General features: G+C 70.3%; 22 protein-coding genes. 14 read left to right on the top strand and 8 right to left on the bottom strand.

Annotation, left to right across the window (positions count from 1 at the left end; translation table 11 throughout):
* Positions 1–139: 139 nt before the first annotated feature.
* A complete protein-coding gene (locus ACQP1N_RS26800; RefSeq protein ID WP_067798743.1) occupies positions 140–1,003 on the bottom strand; it encodes an SDR family NAD(P)-dependent oxidoreductase in 864 nt (287 codons plus the stop codon).
* A 191-nt stretch (positions 1,004–1,194) separates the two neighbouring features.
* Here ACQP1N_RS26800 and ACQP1N_RS26795 point away from each other — a divergent pair, with 191 nt between their 5' ends.
* Positions 1,195–1,884, top strand: coding sequence for a TetR/AcrR family transcriptional regulator (locus tag ACQP1N_RS26795; protein ID WP_067798739.1), 690 nt, complete (start codon positions 1,195–1,197; stop codon positions 1,882–1,884).
* Here ACQP1N_RS26795 and ACQP1N_RS26790 read toward each other — a convergent pair.
* On the bottom strand, positions 1,820–2,482 hold the full coding sequence (locus ACQP1N_RS26790) for a TetR/AcrR family transcriptional regulator (RefSeq protein ID WP_433227409.1): 663 nt from the start codon (positions 2,480–2,482) through the stop codon (positions 1,820–1,822). The two genes, ACQP1N_RS26795 and ACQP1N_RS26790, sit on opposite strands and share 65 nt — an antisense overlap.
* 82 nt (positions 2,483–2,564) lie before the next feature.
* Here ACQP1N_RS26790 and ACQP1N_RS26785 point away from each other — a divergent pair, with 82 nt between their 5' ends.
* Positions 2,565–4,028, top strand: a complete 1,464-nt coding sequence (locus ACQP1N_RS26785; RefSeq protein WP_433227407.1) for a flavin-containing monooxygenase — start codon at positions 2,565–2,567, stop codon at positions 4,026–4,028.
* Positions 4,029–4,045: 17 nt separating this feature from the next.
* Entirely contained in the window at positions 4,046–4,426 is a 381-nt protein-coding gene (locus ACQP1N_RS26780) for a nitroreductase family deazaflavin-dependent oxidoreductase (RefSeq protein WP_084262956.1), read from the top strand.
* 3 nt (positions 4,427–4,429) lie between these two features.
* On the opposite strand, the gene ACQP1N_RS26775 is transcribed toward ACQP1N_RS26780, so the two are convergent.
* The 4 genes from ACQP1N_RS26775 to ACQP1N_RS26760 all read right to left on the bottom strand — a co-directional run bounded on the left by ACQP1N_RS26775 (position 4,430) and on the right by ACQP1N_RS26760 (position 7,240).
* Complete coding sequence (locus tag ACQP1N_RS26775; protein WP_067798730.1) at positions 4,430–5,077, bottom strand: TetR/AcrR family transcriptional regulator; 648 nt, start codon at positions 5,075–5,077, stop codon at positions 4,430–4,432.
* Positions 5,078–5,182: 105 nt separating this feature from the next.
* On the bottom strand, positions 5,183–5,827 hold the full coding sequence (locus ACQP1N_RS26770; protein ID WP_067798727.1) for a TetR/AcrR family transcriptional regulator: 645 nt from the start codon (positions 5,825–5,827) through the stop codon (positions 5,183–5,185).
* A 67-nt stretch (positions 5,828–5,894) separates the two neighbouring features.
* Positions 5,895–6,533, bottom strand: coding sequence for a lytic transglycosylase domain-containing protein (locus ACQP1N_RS26765; protein ID WP_067798724.1), 639 nt, complete (start codon positions 6,531–6,533; stop codon positions 5,895–5,897).
* Between the two features lie 131 nt (positions 6,534–6,664).
* Positions 6,665–7,240, bottom strand: a complete 576-nt coding sequence (locus tag ACQP1N_RS26760; protein ID WP_084262955.1) for a MarR family winged helix-turn-helix transcriptional regulator — start codon at positions 7,238–7,240, stop codon at positions 6,665–6,667.
* Positions 7,241–7,564: 324 nt separating this feature from the next.
* Between ACQP1N_RS26760 and ACQP1N_RS26755 the strand changes: the two genes are divergently transcribed.
* The 10 genes from ACQP1N_RS26755 (at position 7,565) to ACQP1N_RS26710 (ending at position 18,358) form a co-directional block, all read left to right on the top strand.
* On the top strand, positions 7,565–8,368 hold the full coding sequence (locus ACQP1N_RS26755) for an MlaE family ABC transporter permease (RefSeq protein WP_067798717.1): 804 nt from the start codon (positions 7,565–7,567) through the stop codon (positions 8,366–8,368).
* Entirely contained in the window at positions 8,368–9,222 is an 855-nt protein-coding gene (locus tag ACQP1N_RS26750) for an MlaE family ABC transporter permease (protein WP_067798715.1), read from the top strand. The genes ACQP1N_RS26755 and ACQP1N_RS26750 overlap by 1 nt, the downstream gene beginning before the upstream one ends.
* Positions 9,219–10,319 carry an MlaD family protein gene (locus ACQP1N_RS26745; RefSeq protein WP_084262953.1) on the top strand — a complete coding sequence of 367 codons (1,101 nt, stop codon included), beginning with the start codon at positions 9,219–9,221 and terminating at the stop codon, positions 10,317–10,319. Before ACQP1N_RS26750 ends, ACQP1N_RS26745 begins: the two co-directional genes overlap by 4 nt.
* On the top strand, positions 10,316–11,395 hold the full coding sequence (locus ACQP1N_RS26740) for an MlaD family protein (RefSeq protein WP_242608941.1): 1,080 nt from the start codon (positions 10,316–10,318) through the stop codon (positions 11,393–11,395). The genes ACQP1N_RS26745 and ACQP1N_RS26740 overlap by 4 nt, the downstream gene beginning before the upstream one ends.
* Positions 11,395–12,417 carry an MCE family protein gene (locus ACQP1N_RS26735; protein ID WP_067798710.1) on the top strand — a complete coding sequence of 341 codons (1,023 nt, stop codon included), beginning with the start codon at positions 11,395–11,397 and terminating at the stop codon, positions 12,415–12,417. The genes ACQP1N_RS26740 and ACQP1N_RS26735 overlap by 1 nt, the downstream gene beginning before the upstream one ends.
* Positions 12,417–13,445 carry an MCE family protein gene (locus tag ACQP1N_RS26730; protein WP_067798708.1) on the top strand — a complete coding sequence of 343 codons (1,029 nt, stop codon included), beginning with the start codon at positions 12,417–12,419 and terminating at the stop codon, positions 13,443–13,445. The genes ACQP1N_RS26735 and ACQP1N_RS26730 overlap by 1 nt, the downstream gene beginning before the upstream one ends.
* Positions 13,445–14,506 carry an MCE family protein gene (locus ACQP1N_RS26725; RefSeq protein ID WP_067798707.1) on the top strand — a complete coding sequence of 354 codons (1,062 nt, stop codon included), beginning with the start codon at positions 13,445–13,447 and terminating at the stop codon, positions 14,504–14,506. The genes ACQP1N_RS26730 and ACQP1N_RS26725 overlap by 1 nt, the downstream gene beginning before the upstream one ends.
* On the top strand, positions 14,503–15,798 hold the full coding sequence (locus ACQP1N_RS26720) for an MCE family protein (RefSeq protein ID WP_433227401.1): 1,296 nt from the start codon (positions 14,503–14,505) through the stop codon (positions 15,796–15,798). Before ACQP1N_RS26725 ends, ACQP1N_RS26720 begins: the two co-directional genes overlap by 4 nt.
* A gap of 22 nt (positions 15,799–15,820) precedes the next feature.
* Positions 15,821–16,819 (top strand): hypothetical protein, encoded by a 999-nt coding sequence (locus ACQP1N_RS26715; protein WP_433227399.1) that lies wholly within the window; start codon positions 15,821–15,823, stop codon positions 16,817–16,819.
* 357 nt (positions 16,820–17,176) lie between these two features.
* Positions 17,177–18,358 carry a trans-sulfuration enzyme family protein gene (locus tag ACQP1N_RS26710; protein WP_433227397.1) on the top strand — a complete coding sequence of 394 codons (1,182 nt, stop codon included), beginning with the start codon at positions 17,177–17,179 and terminating at the stop codon, positions 18,356–18,358.
* On the opposite strand, the gene ACQP1N_RS26705 is transcribed toward ACQP1N_RS26710, so the two are convergent.
* Together ACQP1N_RS26705 and ACQP1N_RS26700 are read right to left on the bottom strand one after the other, a co-directional pair.
* On the bottom strand, positions 18,355–19,518 hold the full coding sequence (locus ACQP1N_RS26705; protein WP_306303166.1) for a DUF5925 domain-containing protein: 1,164 nt from the start codon (positions 19,516–19,518) through the stop codon (positions 18,355–18,357). The two genes, ACQP1N_RS26710 and ACQP1N_RS26705, sit on opposite strands and share 4 nt — an antisense overlap.
* Before the next feature lie 56 nt (positions 19,519–19,574).
* A complete protein-coding gene (locus ACQP1N_RS26700) occupies positions 19,575–20,351 on the bottom strand; it encodes a lysophospholipid acyltransferase family protein (protein WP_067798697.1) in 777 nt (258 codons plus the stop codon).
* A gap of 135 nt (positions 20,352–20,486) precedes the next feature.
* Here ACQP1N_RS26700 and ACQP1N_RS26695 point away from each other — a divergent pair, with 135 nt between their 5' ends.
* The gene (locus tag ACQP1N_RS26695; protein WP_433227394.1) at positions 20,487–21,344 is read left to right on the top strand and encodes a hypothetical protein; all 858 of its coding nucleotides are present in this window, start codon (positions 20,487–20,489) and stop codon (positions 21,342–21,344) included.
* Positions 21,345–21,362: the final 18 nt, after the last annotated feature.

The raw sequence follows: 21,362 nt of genomic DNA, 5'->3' as shown, positions 1-21,362 counted from the left end.
GTTCGTCGATGGGCCGCGGAGTGGACCCCGCTCCGCGGCCCTTTTGCTTCCCCCCGTTGAGACCAATGCGTCCGGCATTCAAGAACCATTTTCTAAAAGCGCTTCGACATCAAGATAAACGGTCGCCGAAGCGACTGCGTCAGCCCTGGGGGGTGGGGATTTTGGCCAGCAGGCGCAGGGCGGCGGGGGAGACCCGGGACAGGGCGTGCAGGAGGTGGCCCTCGAAGTTGACCGGGACCACCGGCTTGTTCTTGATGATGGCGTTGACGACCCGCTCGGCGACCTTCTCCGGCGGGTAGTTGCGCAGCCGGATGGCCTTCTGGCCGCGCTGCCGCAGCCTCTCGGCGGACCTGATGTCCCCCTCGGCGTAGATTCCGTTCCTGACGATGTCGGTGCTGACGAAACCGGGGCAGACGGCGGTGACGCCGATGCGGCTGCCGGCCAGTTCCGCGCGCAGGCACTCGCTGAGCATCAGGACGGCCGCCTTCGTCGTGCAGTAGGCGGGCATCGCGCGCCACGGCGAGTACGCGGCGGCGGACGCGATGTTGACGATGTGGCCGCCGAGGTTCGGCTTGTCGGGCTTGTTGGGCAGGGCGTGCACGCGGTCGCGCATCTGCCGGCCGAACAGCCGGGACCCGTGGATGACGCCCCACAGGTTGACGCCCATGATGCGGTCCCAGTCGTCCAGGCCGGTGTCGAGGAACGAGCCCGCGAGCGCGATGCCCGCGTTGTTGACCACGATGTCGGGGACGCGGTGGGCTTCCTTCACCTCGGCGGCGAACGTCTCCATCGCGGCGGCGTCCGCCACGTCCACCTCGTAGGCGGTGCCGCCCGCCCCGACCGTCTTGGCGCGGACGATGGTCCGCTCGGCGGCGGCCAGGTCGATGTCGGCCGCGATGACGCTCGCCCCGTTCCCGGCCAGCGCGAGGGCGGTGGCCCGGCCGATCCCGCTGCCGGCTCCGGTGACGACGGCGAGCGCGCCGTCGAAGTGCGCGAGGGGCATGCAAACCTCCGAGGTGTTCGGGTCGAGTGATCCAAACGTACTCAGCCCGCCGCGGCATCGGCGATGACCGCGTCCACTTCGGCCTGCGCTCCTCCCCGAAGCGCGGACGTACGGTGTACGTCTCACGTACAATGTACGTACGGTGTCATGGGACACTTACCGATGTCAACGGCGGAAAAGAGGCGGCCGTGATGGCGAGGCGGGTGACCTCCGACGCCGTGCGTCCCGCGCTGACCCGTGACCGCATCGTGCGGGCGGCGGTCGCGCTGATCGAGCGGGAGGGCGCGGACGCGCTGTCGATGCGCCGGGTCGCGGCCGACCTGGGCGTCGCGGTCATGTCGCTCTACAACCACGTCCCGAACAAGAGTGCGCTGCTGGAGGGCGTCGCCGAGCACGTCGTCGCGGGCATGGAACTGGAGGACGACCCGTCCGAGCCGTGGCAGAAGCGTGCGCGCGCCCTCGTCCGGGCGTTCCGGAAGGTCGCCCGCGACAACCCGCGCTGCATGGCGATCGTCCTCACCCACAAGGTCGACACTTCGGCGGGGCTGCGGCCGGTGGAGCGCGCGCTCGCGCTGGCGGACGCGGCCGGGTTCGACGGCGGCACCGCCGTGCGGATCATGCGGGCGCTGCTCGCCTACGCGATCGGCGCCCAGATGCGCGAGGCCGGGGTGGAGAAGATGCTCGGGCACCTGGCCGAGACCGGCGCCGAGTCGTGGAACCGCCTCGACCCGGACGAGTTCCGGCACGTCATCGCCTACGGGCCCGAACTGGCCGCGCACGATGCCGAGACCGACTTCGAGTTCGGCCTCGACCTGCTCATCGGAGCTCTGGAGGCACTTCCCCGCCGGCCGGCGGAGGGGGCGGGGCCAGATAGGGGCTGAGGCCCTGCCGGCAGAAGCCGGTCATGTAGCGGGCCGCGTCCTGCGCCGACACGTCGGGACGGCTCGTCTGCCACAGCGCCATCCGCTCGCTCGCGCCCATGATGATCTGCGTGTACGCCTCGATGACGTCGCCGGGCGCGGACGGGGCGAACATCGCCAGCACCCCGGCGATCAGCGTGCTCTGCTGCCGCCGGGTCGCCTCGACGGCCTCCGCGGTCTCCGCGGACGCGGCTATCGGCTCGCGCAGCAGCATCGCGAACGACTTGCTGTGCGAGTCGATGAAGGAGAAGTAGGCCACCATGCCGCGCCACAGGATGTCCTCGGCGGTGGTGGCGCCCGCCATGGCCTTCTGGGTCACGTCGAGCAGTTCCGCCTTGGACCGGCTCACGCACGCCACGAGCAGCCCGTCCTTGGAGCCGAAGTACTCGTAGAGCATCGGCTTGGAGACCCCGCAGCGCTCGGCGATCTCGTCCATGGAGGTGGCCTGGTAGCCGCGCTCGCCGAACACCTCCTCGGCCACGTCCAGCATCTGCCGCTCGCGCTCGGCCCGGGCCATCCGCCGCCGGCGGGACGGGGGCGGAGGTGTGGCGCCACTCACAGGAGAACCCCTCTGTTGGACCTATCGTCAGTAAGCTACTCCCGGTAACTTACTGAAAGTAGGTTACGCGGAAGGATGGGTTATGAGCGAGCGCGGCCCGGCGATCGTCATCATCGGCTCCGGCTTCGCCGGCCTCGGCATGGCGATCCGGCTCAAGCAGTCCGGCTTCCACGACTTCGTCGTGCTGGAGAAGAGCGAGGCGCTCGGCGGGACGTGGCACGACAACACCTACCCCGGGTGCGCCTGCGACGTCCCCTCGCACATGTACTCCTTCTCGTTCGAGCTGAACCCCGGCTGGACGCGCATGTTCGCGCCGCAGCCCGAGATCCGCGCCTACATGGAGCGCACCGCCGACAAGTACCGGGTGCGCGACCACATCCGCTTCGGCGCGAAGGTCGACTCCATGGAGTACGACGACGGCGCGCGCCGCTGGAACGTGACGCTCGCGGACGGGGGCGTCCTCACCCCGAAGGCCATCGTCTCCGGCATCGGCGCCCTGCACGTCCCGTCCTTCCCGGACCTGCCGGGCATCGAGCGGTTCAAGGGGACCGCGTTCCACTCCGCCGAGTGGGACCACTCCTATGACCCCGCGGGCAAGCGCGTCGCCGTCATCGGGACGGGCGCGTCCGCGATCCAGTTCGTCCCGCGGGTCGCCGAGCAGGCGAGCGACCTCGTCGTCTTCCAGCGGACGCCGCCGTGGATCCAGCCCAAGCCGGACGTGGCCATCCCGGCGCCGGTGCGCAAGGTGTTCGAGAAGGTGCCGGGCGCCGCCCGCGCCTTCCGGGGCGGCGTCTACTGGGCGCTGGAGGCCCGCGCCGTCGGCTTCACCATCGACCCGCGGCTGTCGACGCCGCAGGAGAAGATCGCCCGCCGGCACCTGGAGAAGCAGATCGCCGACCCCGTCCTGCGCGCCAAGGTGACGCCCGGCTACACGATCGGCTGCAAGCGGATCCTGCTGTCCAACGACTACTATCCGGCGCTCACGCGTCCCAACGTGCACGTGGAGACCTCCGGCGTCGCCGAGGTCCGCGAGCACTCGATCGTCACCGGGGACGGACGCGAACACGAGGTCGACTGCATCATCTACGGCACCGGCTTCAAGGTGACCGACGCCCTCACCGACCTGCGCGTCACCGGACGCGACGGCACCAAGCTGCAGGAGATCTGGGCGGACGGCATCGAGGCGCACCGCGGCACCACGATCCCCGGCATGCCGAACTTCTTCATGCTGCTCGGCCCGAACACCGGCCTCGGCCACAACTCCGTCGTCTTCATGATCGAGGTGCAGATCCAGCACGTGCTGAGCTGCCTGCGCCTGCTGCGGGAGCACGGCGCCGACGCGATCGAGCCGAAGCCGCGGGCCGCGCGCCGCTTCAACGACCGCATGCAGAGGCGGCTGCGGCGCGCCGTCTGGAACGAGGGCGGCTGCAGCAGCTGGTACCTCGACGACAAGGGCGTCAACCGCACCCTGTGGCCGGGCCACACCTTCGAGTTCTGGGCGACGACGCGCAAAGCCGACCCGGACGAGTACCTCCTCACCCGCTGACGTGTTACCCATGGGGCATGCCGAAGCCGCTGATGCCGAGATCGGTCGCCCGCTTCAACAAGGTCGTCACGAACCGGATCCAGGGCGTCTACGCGCCCTATCTGCCGCCGTTCGCGGTGATCGTCCACAGGGGCCGCCGGTCGGGCCGTGCGTACCGGACGCCCGTGATCGCGTTCCGCAGCGGCCGGCGGCTCATCGTCGGGCTCCCGTACGGGCGGGACTGCGACTGGGTCCGCAACCTGCTCGCCGAGGGACGCGGCGGCGTGGAACGCCTCGGCCGCGCCCGCCGCATCGGCGACCCGCGCGTCCTGACCGCGGCCGGGGCCGGGGACCTCCCCCTGCCCGGCCGCTTCGCCGCCCGCTACATGGACGTCCTGGTCGCGGACATCGAGGATTGACCCTTACTTGATGGGGGCGAAGATGGGGCGGAAGCCCGCGATGAGCTGCCGGATCACCGGACGCTGCTCGGCGGGCGTCCGGCCGCGCAGCCGGTGGATCGGGTCGAGGCCGTCGTAGTACGGCGCGAGCGCCAGGAACGGCAGGAGGGTCATCAGCCACGTGGCGAGGACGTCGAGATCGGCGTCCTCGCGGATGGCGCCCTCGGCCTTCCACAGCTCCAGCGTCGGATGGATGACCTGCAGATAGTGCTGGTTCGCGGTGTCGCGGACGACGGACCGGACGCTGTTGTCGAGCTCGAAGTTGGTCGCCGCGGTGACGCCGCGCTCCAGCGGATGGTCCGCCATGTACTCGGTCCAGTCGCACAGGACGTCGAACAGCCACTCGTCGAAGGCCTGGTCGAAGTCGACGCGCTCGATGCGCCGTTCCATCTCCTCGCGGATGCGGCGGGACGTCTCGTCGCACACGAACGCGAAGAACTCCAGCTTGTCGCTGAAGTACTGGAACAGCGAGCCCTTGGCGATGCCGGCCTCGCGCGCGATGGTGTTCAGGCTGCCGGTCGAGTACCCGTGCTCCCCGAACTCGCGCATCGCCACCTCAAGCACCCGCTCGCGCTTGGCGACGTTGAGGCGGAACCAGGTCGACGTCGGCATGGACTCCTTCGACTTTCCGTCAGGATCCGGTAACCAGGAGGTCAGGATAACGGGTCCCCGCCGTCCCCTGTGACCGCGGACACCACCCGCGCCCCGGAGCGCTGGTCAGCGGGCCAGCCGGATGAGAATGCGGCAGACCTCATCGATGATCTCGGTGGCCTCGGACTCGCTCTCCGCTGTCGCGATCTCCCGCCCGGCCTCGCCGATGACGGTGGTGAGGACGAGGCTCAGCACCTGCTCGGGGCGGCCGGCGGGTTCGCCGGACGAGGGGCCGCGCAGCAGCCTGGTGTTCTGCGCGATCCAGTGCTGGGCGCGGCTGCGGCGCATCAGCGACGACCCGGACGGGCCCTCGCCGCCGAGGAACAGCCGGGCCGCCTCCCGCCGCTCCCAGCACACCCGCAGGTAGGCGCGGGCGCCGGCGATGAACAGCGCGATCGGGTCGGACTCGCCGTCCTTGCGGGCGGCGGACACGGCCTGCGCGGCGCTCGCCTCCTGCTCGGCGGTCAGCTCCTCCCACAGCGCGACGTACAGCCCGGCCTTGCCGCCGTAGTGGTGGTAGAGGCTGCCGACGCTGATCCCGGACCGCTCGACGATCTCGGCGATGCCCGCGTCGGCGTAGCCGCGGTCGGCGAAGACCTGCTGCGCCGCGGTCAGCAGCGCCTGCCGGGTGGCGTCGGCGCGGGCCCACTGCCGGCCGCCGCCGGTTCCCTCGCCCCCGCCGTTCGTCTGCCGCGTGCCGCTCGTCCGCATCACTCCATGGTGCCAGGCCGCGGACGCGGGAACCGGGCGGAGCGGCGACCGGCCCCGGTTGTGTGGACTAGTACCAGTTGTGGGCCTGCCACCAGGCCCAGGCGCCGCACGGGTCCTTGTACCGGGCCTTGATGTAGCCGAGCCCCCACGCGATCTGGGTGGGGGAGCTGGTGCGCCAGTCGGGTCCGGCGCTGGCGAGCTTGGAGCCGGGGAGCGCCTGCGGGATGCCGTAGGCGCCGCTGGAGGGGTTGACGGCCCGCTCGTTCCAGCCGCTCTCGTGGTTCCACAGCGTCAGCAGGGACGGCCAGCAGCGGTCCCAGCCCTTGAGCGCGTTCATCTTCTTGCCGTACGCCTTGTTCTGCGCGGCGCTCGGGTTCGACTTGGCGAGCCGTTCCCGCTCCTGCTGCGCCTTCAGCTTCGCCCGCGCCGCCGCGTCCCGCTTCGCCTTCTCCCTGAGCCGCTTCAGCTCCCGCTGGTGCTCCTCGTAGGCGCGCTTCTTGGCGTGGGCGATCGCGTCGGCGGCGACCTTGTCCATGTCGGACGACGACGTCAGGTTGGCGAGCATGTCGTTGGTGGACAGGCCGGCGGCCGCGGCCTTCGGCGGCTTGGTGTCGTCGCCGCCTATGCCGCCGAGGTCGACCAGCGTGACCGCCGTGCCGAGCGCCCCGATCGCGACGATGGTGATGGTGACGTTGCTGGTGAGCATCCGCCGTACCCGCCGCCCACCGGCGCCGGGACGTCTGCGACTGCCGTGACTCTGTGGCATAGGAGAAGACTGCCTTATCGCCCGGGTGTCGTGTTGTCGAAGTGAGGGTCCGCGGCGGTATCGTACGCGGTTCACCCCCGCCGGGGTTCCGGGCCTTCCTGCGCGCCGGGATCGAGCGACTCCACATCACCCGCCGCGAGGCGAGCCGGCTGCAGCGCGTCGAACATGTCGCGGTGCATGCCCGCGAACGCGGCGAACGCGCCGCCGGGCGCCTCCAGCGCCAGGCTGACGTCGTTGACGCGGGCGCGTCCGGCCGGGGTGATCGCGACGATCGTGGCGCGCCGGTCGCGCGGATGCCGGGTGCGGCCGACGAGCCCGGCGGCCTCCAGTTGGTCGACGGTCAGCTTCACCGTCGTCGGATGCATCATCAGGAACCGGCCGAGCATGCTCAGCCGCGCGCCGCCGCGCGGCGTGAGGGCCAGGGTGGTCAGCAGGAAATAGCCGGTCCGGGTGAGTTCCAGCCGCTTCAGCTCGATGTCGAGCGCCTTCTTGAGCAACTGGTTGAGCCGTCCCACCGAGCAGACCGCCATGAACGGCCAGGGCTCGCCCCGCAGCCCCTGCTTCTCCCAGCGGTCCCGGACGCCCATGACCAGCGGGTCCATGCCGCCGTCCATGCCGTCTTCCGCCTCTCGTGGCGCCTCGATCATCGTCCGCCGATCGTAGCTTCGGACAAATCACAAAGTAAGTACTCGCTTCTTAGACCTTCTTCCAATAGAGTGCCTCAGATCACAGGCGGTACCCGAGTGCTTGCTTGGGTGCCCAGGTGATCCCGGTCTCTGCCGAGACCAGGGTGGCGCGCAGACGAGCAGGACGAGGGCGCCGCCTATGGGACGGCGGATCCGGAGCATCGGATGGGCGCCGACGTCCGAGAAGAAGGAGGCTGGCATGGACCTTCTCGCACCCCCCTCCGGGGGGTTCGGTGGGTGGCCCCCCCGGAAAGACGCGGCCCCTCCGGGGAAGGTCACCGGCTGATGGCCCTGAGCCTGACCAAGGCCCCGGACCTGGCACGCAGACGCCTCGGGCGCGCACTCGACGAGACCGGACTGCTGTGCGTGACCCTGCTCGAAGGGCTGCGCCGCTCCTGGGACCTGCGCCAATGGTGGGGCGAGTTCATCGAGCAGTGCTGGTTCCTGGCGCGGGTCACCAGCGTGCCCGTCATGCTCATCGCGGTGCCGCTCGGCGCCACCATCTCGCTCCAGGTCGGCGACATCGCCCGGCAGCTCGGCGCGCAGTCGGGCACCGGGGCGATGCTGACCGCCGCGATGATCCAGCAGGTGGCGCCGCTGGCCTCCGCGCTGCTGGTGTCCGGCGTGGGCGGATCGGCCATCACCGCCGACATGGGCGCCCGCAACATCCGCGACGAACTCGCGGCGATGGAGGTCATGGGCATCAACCCGATCCACCGCCTGGTCACCCCCAGGCTGTGGGCGGCGAGCATGGTGTCCGGGCTGCTGTGCTCGGTGGTGATCCTGGCGGGCATCATCGGCGGTTACTACTTCAACGTCATCCAGCAGGGCGTCAGCCCCGGTGCGTTCTTCGACGGCGCCACCGTCCTGCTGCAGTTCTCGGACCTGATGATCACCTTGTTCAAGGCGTGGGTGTTCGGCTTCATCGCCGCCGCCGTCGCCTGCTACATGGGCATGAACTGCGACTACGGCCCCGTCGGCGTCGGCCGCGCAGTGAACAAGGCGGTGGTCGTCACCTCGATCGTGGTGTTCGCGACGAACTACATCCTCACCATGATCTACCAGGTCCTCTTCCCCCCGAGGTTCTGATGGTCGCCATTTCCCCCGTCCGCAAGCTGGGCCGTGCCGTCAGGGGCCGGACCGCGGGCCTCGCCGCGTCGGCCAACCTGCCGATCTTCCTCGGCCGGGTCCTCTACCACCTGTTCTTCGACATCGTCCTGCGGCGCAAGTACGGCAAGACGCTCGCCAAGCAGGTCAGCGACATCACCGTCGGCGTCGGCGCGCTCGTCATCGGCGGCGGCATGATCTTCGTGATCGCGACGATGTCGCTCGCCACCGGCGCGATGGTCGGCCTGCAGGGCTACCCCGGGCTGGAGCGCATCGGCGCGGAGGCGTTCAGCGGGCTGGTCTCCAGCTACTCCAACGTCCGCGAGGTCACCCCGATCATCGCGGGCGTGGCGCTGGTCGCGCAGGTCGGCACCGGGTTCACCGCCGAGATCGGCGCGATGCGGATCTCCGAGGAGATCGACGCGCTGGAGGTCATGGGCATCAACTCGCTGGCCTACCTGGTGAGCACCCGCGTCGCCGCCGGCGTCATCGCGCTCGTGCCGCTGTACCTGGTGTCGCTGTTCATGGCGTTCTTCGCCACCCGGTTCATCACGATCCAGTACTTCGGCCTCTCGCCCGGCATCTACGACTACTACTTCCACCTCTACCTGCCGCCGATCGACGTGTTCTACAGCGCCGTCAAGGTCGCGGTGTTCGCCTTCATCATCATGTTCATTCACTGCTACCGCGGCTACTACGCGGCGGGCGGCCCGGTCGGCGTCGGCGTCGCCGCGGGCCGCGCGATCCGGGAGTCGACCATCCTGATGATCCTGATGAACCTGGTCCTGTCGTACATCTTCTGGGGCCACGGCGGCACGGTGAGGCTGACCGGATGAGCGAGGAGACACTGTCCACCCGCTCCCGGACGCTCTTCGGGCTGGTCGGTGCCGGGGTCATCGCGGCCGCCGCGGCGTTCGTGGCGGTCGGCTCCATGCCGTCCCACGCGGGATCCACCTACTACGACGCGACGTTCGGCCGGGCCGGGCAGGGCCTCGACCCGGGCAAGTCCGACGTCAAGATCCGCGGGATCGCGGTCGGCACGGTCGAGCGCCTCAAGCTGGACGACGACGGCCGCGTCACCGTCCGGCTCCGGGTCGACAAGGGCGTCAGGATCGCCGACACGGCGGTGGCGACGGTCGAGCCGGTGTCGGTGTTCGGCCCGAAGGACATCGGCCTCGACCTCGGCGCGCACGAGCTGAGCGGCCCGTACCTCAAGGACGGCGGGACGATCACGAAGACCAACGACCCGCAGGAACTGTCCGACACCGCCTGGCCCACCTACCGGCTCACCAAGGCGATCAACCCCGACGACGTGGCGACCATCCTGCACACGTTCGGCGCCGGACTTTCCGGGCAGGGCCCGGCGCTGCGCCGGACGATCGACAACGGCGCGATCGTCGTCGACGCGACCCACCGGAACCGGGCCGCGATCCAGTCGCTCCTGAACGACATCAACGGCCTGTCCGGCACGTTCGAGTCGCGCGGCGACACGATCACCGGGTTCGCCACCGACTTCAACCGGCTCTCCGAGGTCATCAACGCACGGCCCGACAAGGTGTCGCGGCTGCTGGACGAGTCGGCCCGGCTCGGTGACACGGTCGGCACGAACCTGCAGCGGCACGGCCGCAACCTCGGCACGATCATCGACACCGGCGGCGCGATCGTGTCGGTGGTCGACGACCAGCGCCGCAACATCCCAGTGCTGCTGGACAGCCTGAACGGCTTCTTCGGGCTGCTGGCCCAGATCATCCGCATCCCCGGCCCGGAGGGCACCCTGATCGCCCAGGCACGCGACGACCTCCCCCTGGACATGTGCCAGATCTTCATCGACGTCTGCCCGGTCAAGCCGAAGGCGACGGCCTTCGACGTGCCGCTGCCCGGGGCGGGCGGGGCGCGCAAGACCGGCGGCGCGGCGACGGGGGCCAGGCCATGAGCCCGCGCAGGCGCGCCAAGGCCGCGCGCGGGCCCGAATACGGCACGATGCTGAAGACGCTGGTGTTCGTGACGGTGACCGGGCTGCTCACGCTCTACATCGGCCAGCAGATCCTCGGCACGAGCTTCCGGGCCCGCTACAAGCTGACCGCGACGTTCGACGACGTCACCGGCCTCCTGACGGGTGATGACGTGAAGGTCGCGGGCACGCCCGTCGGGCAGGTCGAGAGCATCAAGGTGGTGCGCGGCAAGGCCGTGGTGGTGATGGAGGTCGACAGGGACGTCCGCGTCCCGTCCGACTCCACGGCCGCGATCCGCTGGCGCAACGTGATGGGGCAGCGGGTCGTCTACCTGGAGGCGGGGACGAGCCAGAGCCGGCTCGGTGACGGCGACCGGGTCCCGCACACCCGGTCGGTGGTGGACCTCGGCGACATCGTCAACAGCCTCGGCCCGCTCACCCGCAACCTGGACCCGAACCAGCTCAACAAGATCCTGTTCGCCTTCTCCCAGGCGCTGGACGGCAACGAGCAGAACATCTCGCTGCTGACCGACAACCTGGACCTGCTGCTGCAGACGTTCTCCGCCCGCCGGAAGACGATCCAGGGGATGATCGACGACTACGAGACGGTGAGCGAGGCGATCGCGACCCGGGACCGGCAGATCGCGGCGAGCATCGACAACCTGGAGTCGCTCACCAGGGTGTTCGCGAACAACCGCAAGCTGCTCGACAACGCGGTCGTGGAGATCTCGGGCGTGACCACCAACCTGAACCAGGTGCTCGGCGGCAACGAGGCCCAGCTGAACCGGATCATCGGCAACCTCGGCGAATTCAGCGAGACGTTCCGGCTGAACGTGGACGAGCTGGAGAAGATGGTGCGGCAGCTTCCGCTGACGCTGCGGCAGCTGTTCTCCACCGCGAACGGCGGCCACTACCTGCGCACGAACGCGCTGTGCCTGAACGTGATGCAGGGGCCGTGCCCGTTCCCGATGGAGCTGCCAAAGGCGCCCGGCACGGGCCAGCCGTCCAAGGACGACCTCGCCGAGCTGCGGAAGATGCTGGCGGGAGGTGGCGGCTGATGGCGCTGAAGTCCCTGCGGGACGTCAACCAGAAGATCGTCGCGATCGTCACCGTGACCGCGCTCGGCGCCGCCAGCGTGTTCGCGTTCTCCGTCGGCCAGATGCACCTGTTCGAGCGCGGCTACACGATGAGCGGCGAGTTCAGCGACGCGGCCGGGCTGAAGAAGGGCCAGGACGTGCGGGTCGCGGGCGTGAAGTCGGGCCGGGTCACCTCCGTGCAGCCGGACTTCGCACACGGCAAGGTCATCGTGACCTGGCACGTCAACGCCGGGATCGACCTCGGGCCGAAGACCCGGGCGGAGATCCAGACGACCACGCTGCTCGGCGGCCGGTACCTGCGGCTGTCCGGCCCGGTCACCAAGCCCTACATGGCGGACGTGCCGCAGGCGCGGCGGCGGGTCCCGCTGTCGCGCACCAGCGTCCCGTTCACGGTCCCGGACGCGCTGGAGGGCGCGCAGAACATCGTCGGCAAGCTCGACCAGAAGAGCATCGACAAGCTGCTCACCGAGGTCAACAAGATCAAGTCGCCGGGCGCGCAGAAGCTCCGCCGGATCCTGGTCGACATCGAGCAGGTGTCCCGCACGCTGAACGACTCCTACCCGCAGATCCAGCGGCTGATCGAGAACAGCAAGACGATCACCGGCACGCTGGCCGGCAAGGACGCGGAACTCCGCCGGATCATCGACGCCAGCCAGGTGCTGCTCCAGGCGCTGGTGCGGCGCCGCGGCGAGCTGGCCGCGACGATCGGGCAGGGCAACCGGACCGTCCGGACGCTGGACAACGTGATCTCCAAGAACCAGAAGCAGCTCGACGCGCTGCTGGACGACCTGCACCTGCTGACCACCCGGCTCGCGCCCAACATGGACGCGCTGAACACCGACTTCTCGCTGCTCGGCCCGACGTTCCAGCAGGTCGCGAACCTGCGGGGCAACGGTCCCTGGATCGAGGGCGTGCTCACCGGGCTCGGCCCGCTGCAGCCGCCCGGCCCGATCTCCACGCGGCGCTCGAAGGGAGGCAACTGATGAGGAGGGGGAAGGGAATCGCCCTCGCGCTCGGCCTCACGCTGACCGCGTCCCTCGGCGGCTGCTCGCTCGCCCCCGCCCCCGGCGAGCGGACGATGGTCGTCTACGTCCCGAAGGCCCGCTCCTTCTACAAGCAGTCCAGGGTCAAGGTGATGGGCGCGGACGTCGGCCTCGTCGACAAGGTCGAGAACCAGGGTGACAAGGTCAAGGTCACCTTCCACCTGCGCGGTGACGTCCCGCTGCCGAAGGGCGTGCAGGCGTCGATCGTCCCGCTGAACCTGATCGGCGAGCGCAACCTCGTCCTGCACCCGGCGTGGAAGCCGGGGGAGGCGAAGGAGACCTCGAACGTCATCCCGATCGAGCGCACCCACGTGCCGGTCGAGGTGGACGACGCACTCAGCTCGTTCACCAACCTCGCGAACGCGCTCGACCCGACCAAGATGCAGAACGCGCTCGGCACCGCGGCCGGCACGGTGCGGGGCAACGGCAAGGAGTTCAACGCCACCCTGGAGCAGAGCGCCCGGCTCATCGAGAACGTCGCCGGGCAGGACGAGGAGCTGATCAAGGTCGCGCGGAACCTGAACCGGCTGGCCGGGGTGGTGCGCGGGCGCGAGGAGGTCCTCGGCGCGGTGATCCGCGACTTCGGCACCGCGAGCCAGGTGCTCAGCTCCGAGCGCGGCGAGCTCCAGCAGCTGATCAACGGGATCCTCGACCTGGCGAAGAACGGCGACGAACTGCTGCAGAAGTACAAGGGGAACCTGCCGTACGACCTCGCCGTCCTCACCCGGACCGCGCTCATCCTCAAGGGCAACGCCAAGCAGCTCGCGCAACTGCTGAACGTGCTGCCCGGCATCAGCGGCGCGCTCATCAACGGCTACAACCCCAAGAACAAGTCGCTGCAGATCCGGTTCGCGACGGACGCGTTCCTGCGGACGTGGCTGCAGGGCCTGCAGAACACCGACGATGTCGGCTGCCCGCTGCCCGAGCCGAACTCCAACTGCCCCTGGCAGAAGAGGGGAGGCAACTGATGAGCCGGAAGCTCCTGCTGCTGGTCGCCGTCATGGTCCTCGCGGTCTCGGGCTGCTCCTACCGGACGGCGGGCGCGCCGAAGGGGCACCTGACCCTGACCGCCACGTTCGACGACGTCCAGGGCCTGGTCGCCGGGCACAGCGTGAAGATGTCCGACATCACGATCGGCAGCGTGACCAAGGTCCGGCTGGACGGCTACAAGGCCAGGGTGACGCTGTCCGTCGAGGACGGCATCAAGATCCCGAAGGGCACCCGGGCCGAGATCAAGGTGACGTCGCTGCTCGGCGAGAACTACGTGGACCTGCGGATGCCGCCCGGCGCGAGCATGGACCGCGGCCCGTTCCTCGCCACCGGCGCCACCATCACCGACACCAGCGTCCAGCCGGCGTTCGAGCAGGTCGTCGGGCAGGCGGGGCCGCTGATCCAGGCGCTCGCCGGGGACGATGTGGCCACCGTCGTCAATGCCGGAGCGACCGCGCTGGACGGCAACGGGCAGAAGCTCAACAAGACGATCGCCCAGACCGGTGACCTCGTGAAGATGTTCGCCGAGCAGCGCCGCGAGCTGGGCGAGTCGGTGGACCGGTTCGCCAGGCTCGGCCGGTCGCTCGCCAAGGGCAGCGACGCGCTGAACGAGGCACCGGGGCAGCTCGAACGCACCACGCGGATGCTGAACGAGGACAAAGACAAGATCATCAAGACCGTCGACCGGCTCACCCGGATGGCCCGGGAGCTGAACGACAAGGTCCTGGAGGGGCGCATCCTGCGGTTCCGCAAGCTGCTCGCCGACCTCGACCCCGTCCTGCAGCAGCTCGGCGGCAACCGCAAGCGGCTCACCGGCCTGGTGAACAGCCTGGTGTCGTTCTCCTACAAGATCCCGAAGGCCACCTACGACGGCCAGCTGCTGCTCTACCCGATCGTCCGCATCACCTGGCCGGACGGACGGCCGATCTTCCCCGGCCTCAGCGACAAGCCCAGGAAGACCCGGTCGTCCACCCAGATTCCGAAGCAGCTCGAAGGCGCCCTGCCGGACCTTGAGAAGATCCTGGAGCCGCACGGATGACCAGGCGACTGACGATCAACCTGCTGGCCTTCGGCGTCCTCGCCGTGGTGATGGTGGTGTGGGCGTTCAACAACGTCGTCCGGTTCGACTTCATCGACCGGCCGTACCACATCTCGGTGGAGTTCGAGTCCTCGCCCGGCCTGCACCCGAACTTCGAGGTCGACTATCTCGGCCTGCGGATCGGCAAGATCGACTCGGTGCGGCTGCGGAAGGACAGGGTCGTGGTCCGGCTCGACATCGACCGCGGCGTGAAGATCCCGCAGGGCGTCACCGCCGCCGCGGCCCGCAAGTCCGCGGTCGGCGAGCCGGTGGTCGAGCTGACGCCGGGCCCCGGCAGGGCCGGCGCGCCGCCGATGAAGCCCGGCGCCGTCATCCCGGTGTCGCACACCAAGGTCCCGCCCAAGTACGGCGACCTGTTCGGCGCGGTCCTCGACACGCTCAAGGCGATCAACCCCGAGGACGCCAAGGTCCTCACCCACGAGCTGGCCGAGGGCTGGTCCGGACGCGAGGACTCGCTCCGCCAGATCATCAACGGCGGCGACGACCTCACCCAGACGTTCGCGCAGAACACCGAGCTGCTCGACGGGCTGACCAGGGACCTCGGCCGCATCACCCACGTGCTGAACCGGAACCGGGGTTCGCTCGGCGCCGGGGTCGACAACATCGCGGCGCTCACCGCGGCGCTCAGCCAGGTCCGCGGCCGGATCGCCGAGCTGCGCGACCGCGGCCCGGACCTGCTCGGCACGGTCAACGGCCTGCTCGACAAGACCGAGCCGGACTTCGGGTGCGCCGTGGACTCGCTCGGCACGATGGGCCTGGCGTCCTACAACCCCGGCTACCTGACCGACCTGCGGAACACGCTCGCGGTGGCACCGGCGCTGAAGGTCGTCCTGGACAACGTGATCGGGATCGACCAGGGCAAGCCGGTCCTGAACGTCGTCTTCCAGGTCACGATGAACCACCGGGCGACGCTGGAGTACAAGTACCCGCTCCCGCAGCCGGCGGTGAACGGGTTCCTGACCTGCCCCGGCGGGCGGACCCCGGCGCAGGCCGAGCAGAAGCGCTACCCGGCCAAGAACCCGGGCGAGACGATTCCCACCCACGATCCCTCGCTCGACCGGCAGAACGTGCGGGCCAAGAACGCGGCGAACAACGCCGACGACTCTTCCGGGCCGCCGGTGTGGCTGGTGTGCGTTCCCCCGATCATCGCCCTGCTGGTGCTGATCAGGGTCATGATGGGCTCGGTGCCCGTGGTGTCCCGCCTGAACCGGCTCCGCCGGCGCAAGGACTGACTCAACCCCGAGGAGTACCGAAGTGACAGCCAAGACCGGCAAGGACGAGGCCGCCGAGGTCGAGGCGGTCCCGGCCGAGGAGCAGGCGGAGACCGAGGAGGCCGCGGCGCGGCCGGCGCGGCCCGCCAGGCGCAAGCGGCGCGTGCGGGTCATCGAGGTCATCGACGACGAGGACCTGGACGAGGTCCTGGAGGCCCTCGACGCCGAGGACGAGGCGGACGCCGAGCCCGCCGAGCCCGCCGCGAAGCCCGCCGCCAAGCCCGCGGTGAAGGCCGCCGCCGCGAAGGCCGCCAAGCCGCGTCCCACCCGGCTCGAACCGCCGGAGGAGGAGGCCGCGGAGGAGGAGCCCGCGGACGAGGCCCCGAAGAAGGCCCCGAAGAAGACCCCGGCCCGCGCGAGCGCCGCCGCCGCGGAGCCCCGGCCGGGCGCCTTCGGCCTCGGTCTCGTGCCGACGGTGGTGATCGTCGTCCTCGTCGCGCTGCTGGCGAGCCTGGCGATCTGGAAGTGGACGAGCGCGAGTTCCCTGTCGTCCGAGCGGGACGACAGGGAGGCCATCGGCGAGGTCGCCTCCGAGTACGGCGACCTGGCCTTCAGCTACAACGCGTCCAACTACCAGACGCAGTCGGCCAAGGCGCAGAAGCTGATGGCCGGCGACCTGCTGGAGGACTACACGAAGAACACGCTGCCGTCGCTGGCCAGCGCCTTCCAGTCCGACGCGCAGGTGGTGCTGTCGTCCAAGACCAACCAGGTCTTCGTCGGCACCGTCAACGGCAGGTTCGCCACGGCGGTCGTCATGGCGGACGTCTCGCTCAAGACCAAGGACGGCGCCGTCAACCAGCCGGCGACGCTGCTGCGGCTGTCGCTGAGCAAGGTCGGCGGCGAGTGGAAGGTGACCCAGCAGTACCCGTCCGGTGTCAACGACGAGAACAAGAGCCAACTGCAGAACTCGCTTCCGGGCGTTCCGGGCGGCGGCGCGTCGAAGTCGCCGAAGGCGGGGGAGAGCGGAAAACCGAAGAACTAGCCCGGCGTCCGGCGTCCGCGCGACTCGTGGCCGACACGTAGTACGTACGGACCCGTATCCGGAACAACACGGCGATTTGGCCGTGATCTCCCGGATGGCGGGCAGGGGGCTCGCCGGGAGATGCTCAGAACGTCGGTCGGGGGACGCCGGGAACGGCACCTTCGACCGGGACGATCCCGATCGCCGGCCCGCCTTCGCGGGGTGGGCGGGCCGGCGACGGGAACCGTCCGGCCAGGGCGCCCGCGTCCCGGCCGGACCGGTGGTCCGGCGCCGCGGCGCATGGCACGGGGGCGTGGTCCGGGCCACTGGTCGCAATTGGCCGTTTCCGGGTCCGCAGCCGCGGCGCAGGCTGGAGACATGACCGGACACCATCCGCAGACCCGCGCCGTCCACCCGCCCGTGATCGCGCCCGACGGCAGCCGGCCGCTCACCGTCCCGATCTACCAGGGCCATCTGTTCACCTTCGACGCCGCCGACGACCTGGCCGCCGCCTTCGCCGGACCGGACCAGGCGTTCTTCTACGCCCGGATGGGCAACCCGACCGTCCGCTCCCTGGAACGGGCCGTCACCGAAATGGAAGGCGGCGCCGGGGCGCTCGCCACCGCGTCCGGCATGGGCGCGATCAACGCGGTGCTGATGGGGCTTCTCCGCAGCGGTGACCACGTCATCGCGCAGACCGCCCTCTACGGCGGCACCTACGCGCTGCTCCAGAACCTCGCCGAGCGCTGGGGCGTCGAGGTCACCTTCGTCCCCGGCGACGACCCGGCCGAGGTGCACGGCGCGCTGCGCCCCACCACCCGGCTCCTCTACCTGGAGACGATCGCCAACCCCACCACGCACGTGACGGACCTGCCCGCGTTCACCGCGGCCGTGCGCGGGACGGACGTGCTGACCGTCGTCGACAACACCTTCGCGCCGCTGCTGTGCAAACCCCTCGACCACGGGGTCGACGTCGTCGTCCACTCCGCGACCAAGTACTTCAGCGGGCACGGCGACATCATCGGCGGCGTCGCCGTCTTCGCCGACCCGTCCGTCCATCACCGCGTTTGGAAGCACGCCCTCGAACTGGGCCCGACCGCCGACGCGTTCGCCGCCTGGCTCACCGTCCGCGGCCTCGCCACGATGCCGATGCGGGTGGCCCGGCAGAGCGAGTCGGCCCTCGACCTCGCCCGCCGCCTGGCCGCGCACCCGTCCGTCGCCCGCGTCCACTATCCGGACCTGCCCGACCACCCGCAGCACGAGGTGGCCCGCCGGCTCCTCCCGGACGGTGCCGGCGGGGTCCTCGCCTTCGAACTCGCCGGCGGCCGTGAGGCGGGCCGCGTCTTCTCCGAGACCGTCGAACTGATCTCCCTGGGCCCGTCCCTGGGCAACGTCGCGTCCCTGGTGATGCACCCGGCGAGCACCTCCCACCGCCAGATGGACGCCGCGACGCTGGCCGCCGCCGGCATCGGCGAAGGCACCGTCCGCCTCTCGGTCGGCCTGGAGCATCCGGACGACCTCTGGGCGGACATCGAGCAGGCCCTGCGGAAGGCGACCTAAAGGTAGAAACCGGTCGCGGTGGCCGGGGCGGCCTCGCCCTGCGGGCGCTTCTCGCCCTTGCGGAGAGCGGCCAGTTCGGCGAGGGTGGCGCCGTCGGCGCCGATCTCGGCGGGCGGGGCGCCGGAGCCGTCCAGCCAGGTCACCGCTTCCGCGCGGGTCAGCCGGCCGACCTCGATCTGGGCCAGGCAGCGGCCCGGCCGGACGACCGCCGGGTGCAGCATCGCCAGGTCCTCGTTGGTGGTGATGGCCACGAGGACGTCCCGGCCCTGGCCGAGCATTCCGTCGGTGAGGTTGAGCAGCCGCGACAGGCCCTGGCCCGTCGACTGCTTGGCCTCGCCGCGGATCAGCTCGTCGCAGTCCTCCAGGATGAGGAGCCGCCAGCGGCGGTTCTCGTCCTCGTCGTCGCCGACGGCCACCTCCATGAGGTAGCTGGGGGTGCCGAACAGGGACTCCGGGTCGAGGACGCAGTCGGCCTGGCACCAGTCGCTCCAGGCGCGGGCCAGGGCGCGCAGCGCGGTGGTCTTGCCGGTGCCGGGCGGGCCGTGCAGGAGCAGCAGCCGCCCGGCGACCTCGTCGCGGGTGAGCTTCATCACCGCGTCGAGCGCCTCGGCGACCGGTGCGGTGTAGTTGCGCCGGATGTCCGCCCACGCGTCGGCGGTGATCGCGCGCTCGCTGCGCACGGGGCCGTGCGAGCCCATGTGCCAGAAACCCATCTCGACGCTGGTCTCGTCGGTCTTCGGCGGCTCGGTCGCGTCCTGCACGGACGCTTCGAGGACGGACTCGGCCAGCGCGTCGGTGACCGCGGACACCGCGACGTAGGCGACGCCGCTCTTCCAGCGGTTCGTCAGCAGCGTCCAGCCGTCGCCCTCGGCCAGCACCGACTCCTTGCCCTTCTCGTGCGCGACCCGCACGAGCCGGGCGCCGTCCGGGCGCAGCGGCGCGTCGGCCTTGACGTTCTCCAGCCGCGTCGACCGGGACCAGGGCTGCTCGCCGGACGCGAACGGGCGCAGGGACAGCACGTCCATCACGTCGGCCGGCGAGTTGTTGTCGGACAGGTTGAAGACCACGGGCAGCGCCGGTTCCGGCCCGGGGTCGGTGACGTTCTCCAGTGGCTCGATCAGATGCAGGACCTCCTGCGGCCTCTCCTGCGACATGGTCATGACCAGCATGATCACGCGCCGTGCCGGACGCCGTCCAATGAATTAGCCGGGCCCCGTCAGGAGCCGCCGGCCTCCCGGGCCTCGCGGGCCGCCTTGCGGGCCTCCGCCTCCTCCAGGTCGAGCTTCGCGGCCTCCTCCGGCGTCGGCGCCGTCCCGCCGAGGTAGGCGGGCTGCCACCAGGTCTCGTCCGAGCGCGGGACCTCCGGGTACTCGCGCTGCGCCTTCTCCAGCAGCTCCGCCATCCGGGCCCGCAGCTCCAGGGTGACCTGCTCGTAGTCGTCGCCGCGCTTGGGGTACATCGGCTCGCCGACGAGGATCGTCACGGGGACGTTGCGCTGCAGCAGCCGGCGCTTGCGGCCCTTGGTCCACATCCGCTGCGGGCCCCAGAGCGCGACGGGGATCAGCGGCACCTTGCCCGCCACCGCCATCCGCACCGCGCCGCTCTTGATCTCCTTCACCGTGAACGACCGGCTGATCGTCGCCTCCGCGAACACGCCGATGATCTCGCCGCTCTTCAGCGCCTTCAGCGCCGCCGCGTAAGACGAGGCGCCCGCGTTCCGGTCGACGGGAATGTGGTGCATCCCACGCATGAGCGGCCCGGCGATCCGGTTGTCGAAGATCTCCTTCTTCGCCATGAACCGCACCAGCCGCCCGGCCGGGTGGGCGGCGAGACCCGCGAAGATGAAGTCGAGGTAGCTGACGTGGTTGCTGACGAGCACCGCGCCGCCGGTGCTGGGGACATGCTCGGTCCCCTCCAGACGGAACTTGATGTTCAGGGCTTTGAACACACCGACAGCCGTCTTGATCACTGGCGGGTACACGAGTTCGCGCATGTAGGCACCGTACTTGAGCGGCCGGTGATCAGCGAGTATCCGGCGGGGATCGCGATGGATCACACAACGGGGCCGAACTCTGAGAAGGTTGGGGTGTGAAGTGATTCGCCGACGGCTGAGGGAGGATGAGCTTTCATGGAACCGTTGGACGCGGCGGCGGACGTGCACGCGCTCATCCGCGACGTGCTGCCCGCCCTGGCGCCCAGCGCCTGGTTCGATCCCGGCACGTCCGAGGTGGTGCTGCCCGTCGGCCGGTCCGAGGCACGGGCCTCCAGCTGGACGGTGCTGGAGCGGTGCGCGCGCGAGCCGCGCTCGGCATGGCCCCGGGTGGTGGACGAGTGGGTCCGCGAGGTCGGCGACCGCGCGTTCCTCGCGGTCGGCGAGATGGAGCTGTTCGGCGACGTCCGGGAACTGCTGCGGCTGCGCATCGTGCCGAAGCTCGCGCCCCGCGACCGGGAGGGCCTCGTCGTCGTCCCGGCCGGCGACCATTTCGATGCGATGGTGATGATCGAGCACCCGCGCTACGGCGGCCCCCTCACCAAGGCCCGCGCCGGGCTGCTCGGCCTGCACAAGCTCGGCTATGTGATGACGAACACCCACGACCGGGAACTGGCGGACGTCTCCGTCCACGACCAGCCGCTCCTGCCGGGACGTGATGTCCGCGTCGTGAGCAAAGCGGGCAGCCGCTACGTGTCGGCGCTGCTCAGCGAGGTCGACCAGTTCCTGCCGTGGCCGAACGAGCACGGCGCCCTGGTCGGCGCCCCCTGCCACAGCACGCTGCTGCTGTACCCGATCACGTCCACGGCCGTCCGCGCGGTGCTGCCGGTGTTCGCGGACGTCGTCCGGGAGATGCACGCCGGCGCCGACGACCCGTGCGCGCCGGGCGTCTACTGGAGCCACGGCGCACGCCGACTGACCCCCCTCGCCGCGGACGCCCCCACGGAGGGCACCGGCGAGTTCGCCACCCTCCTGCGCCACCTCCCCGACGAGTAGAACCCGGTCACCGGAACA

This window comes from Actinomadura formosensis (assembly GCF_050948385.1).
Classification (GTDB): domain Bacteria; phylum Actinomycetota; class Actinomycetes; order Streptosporangiales; family Streptosporangiaceae; genus Spirillospora; species Spirillospora formosensis.
This window is presented reverse-complemented; position numbering and strand designations above follow the sequence as displayed.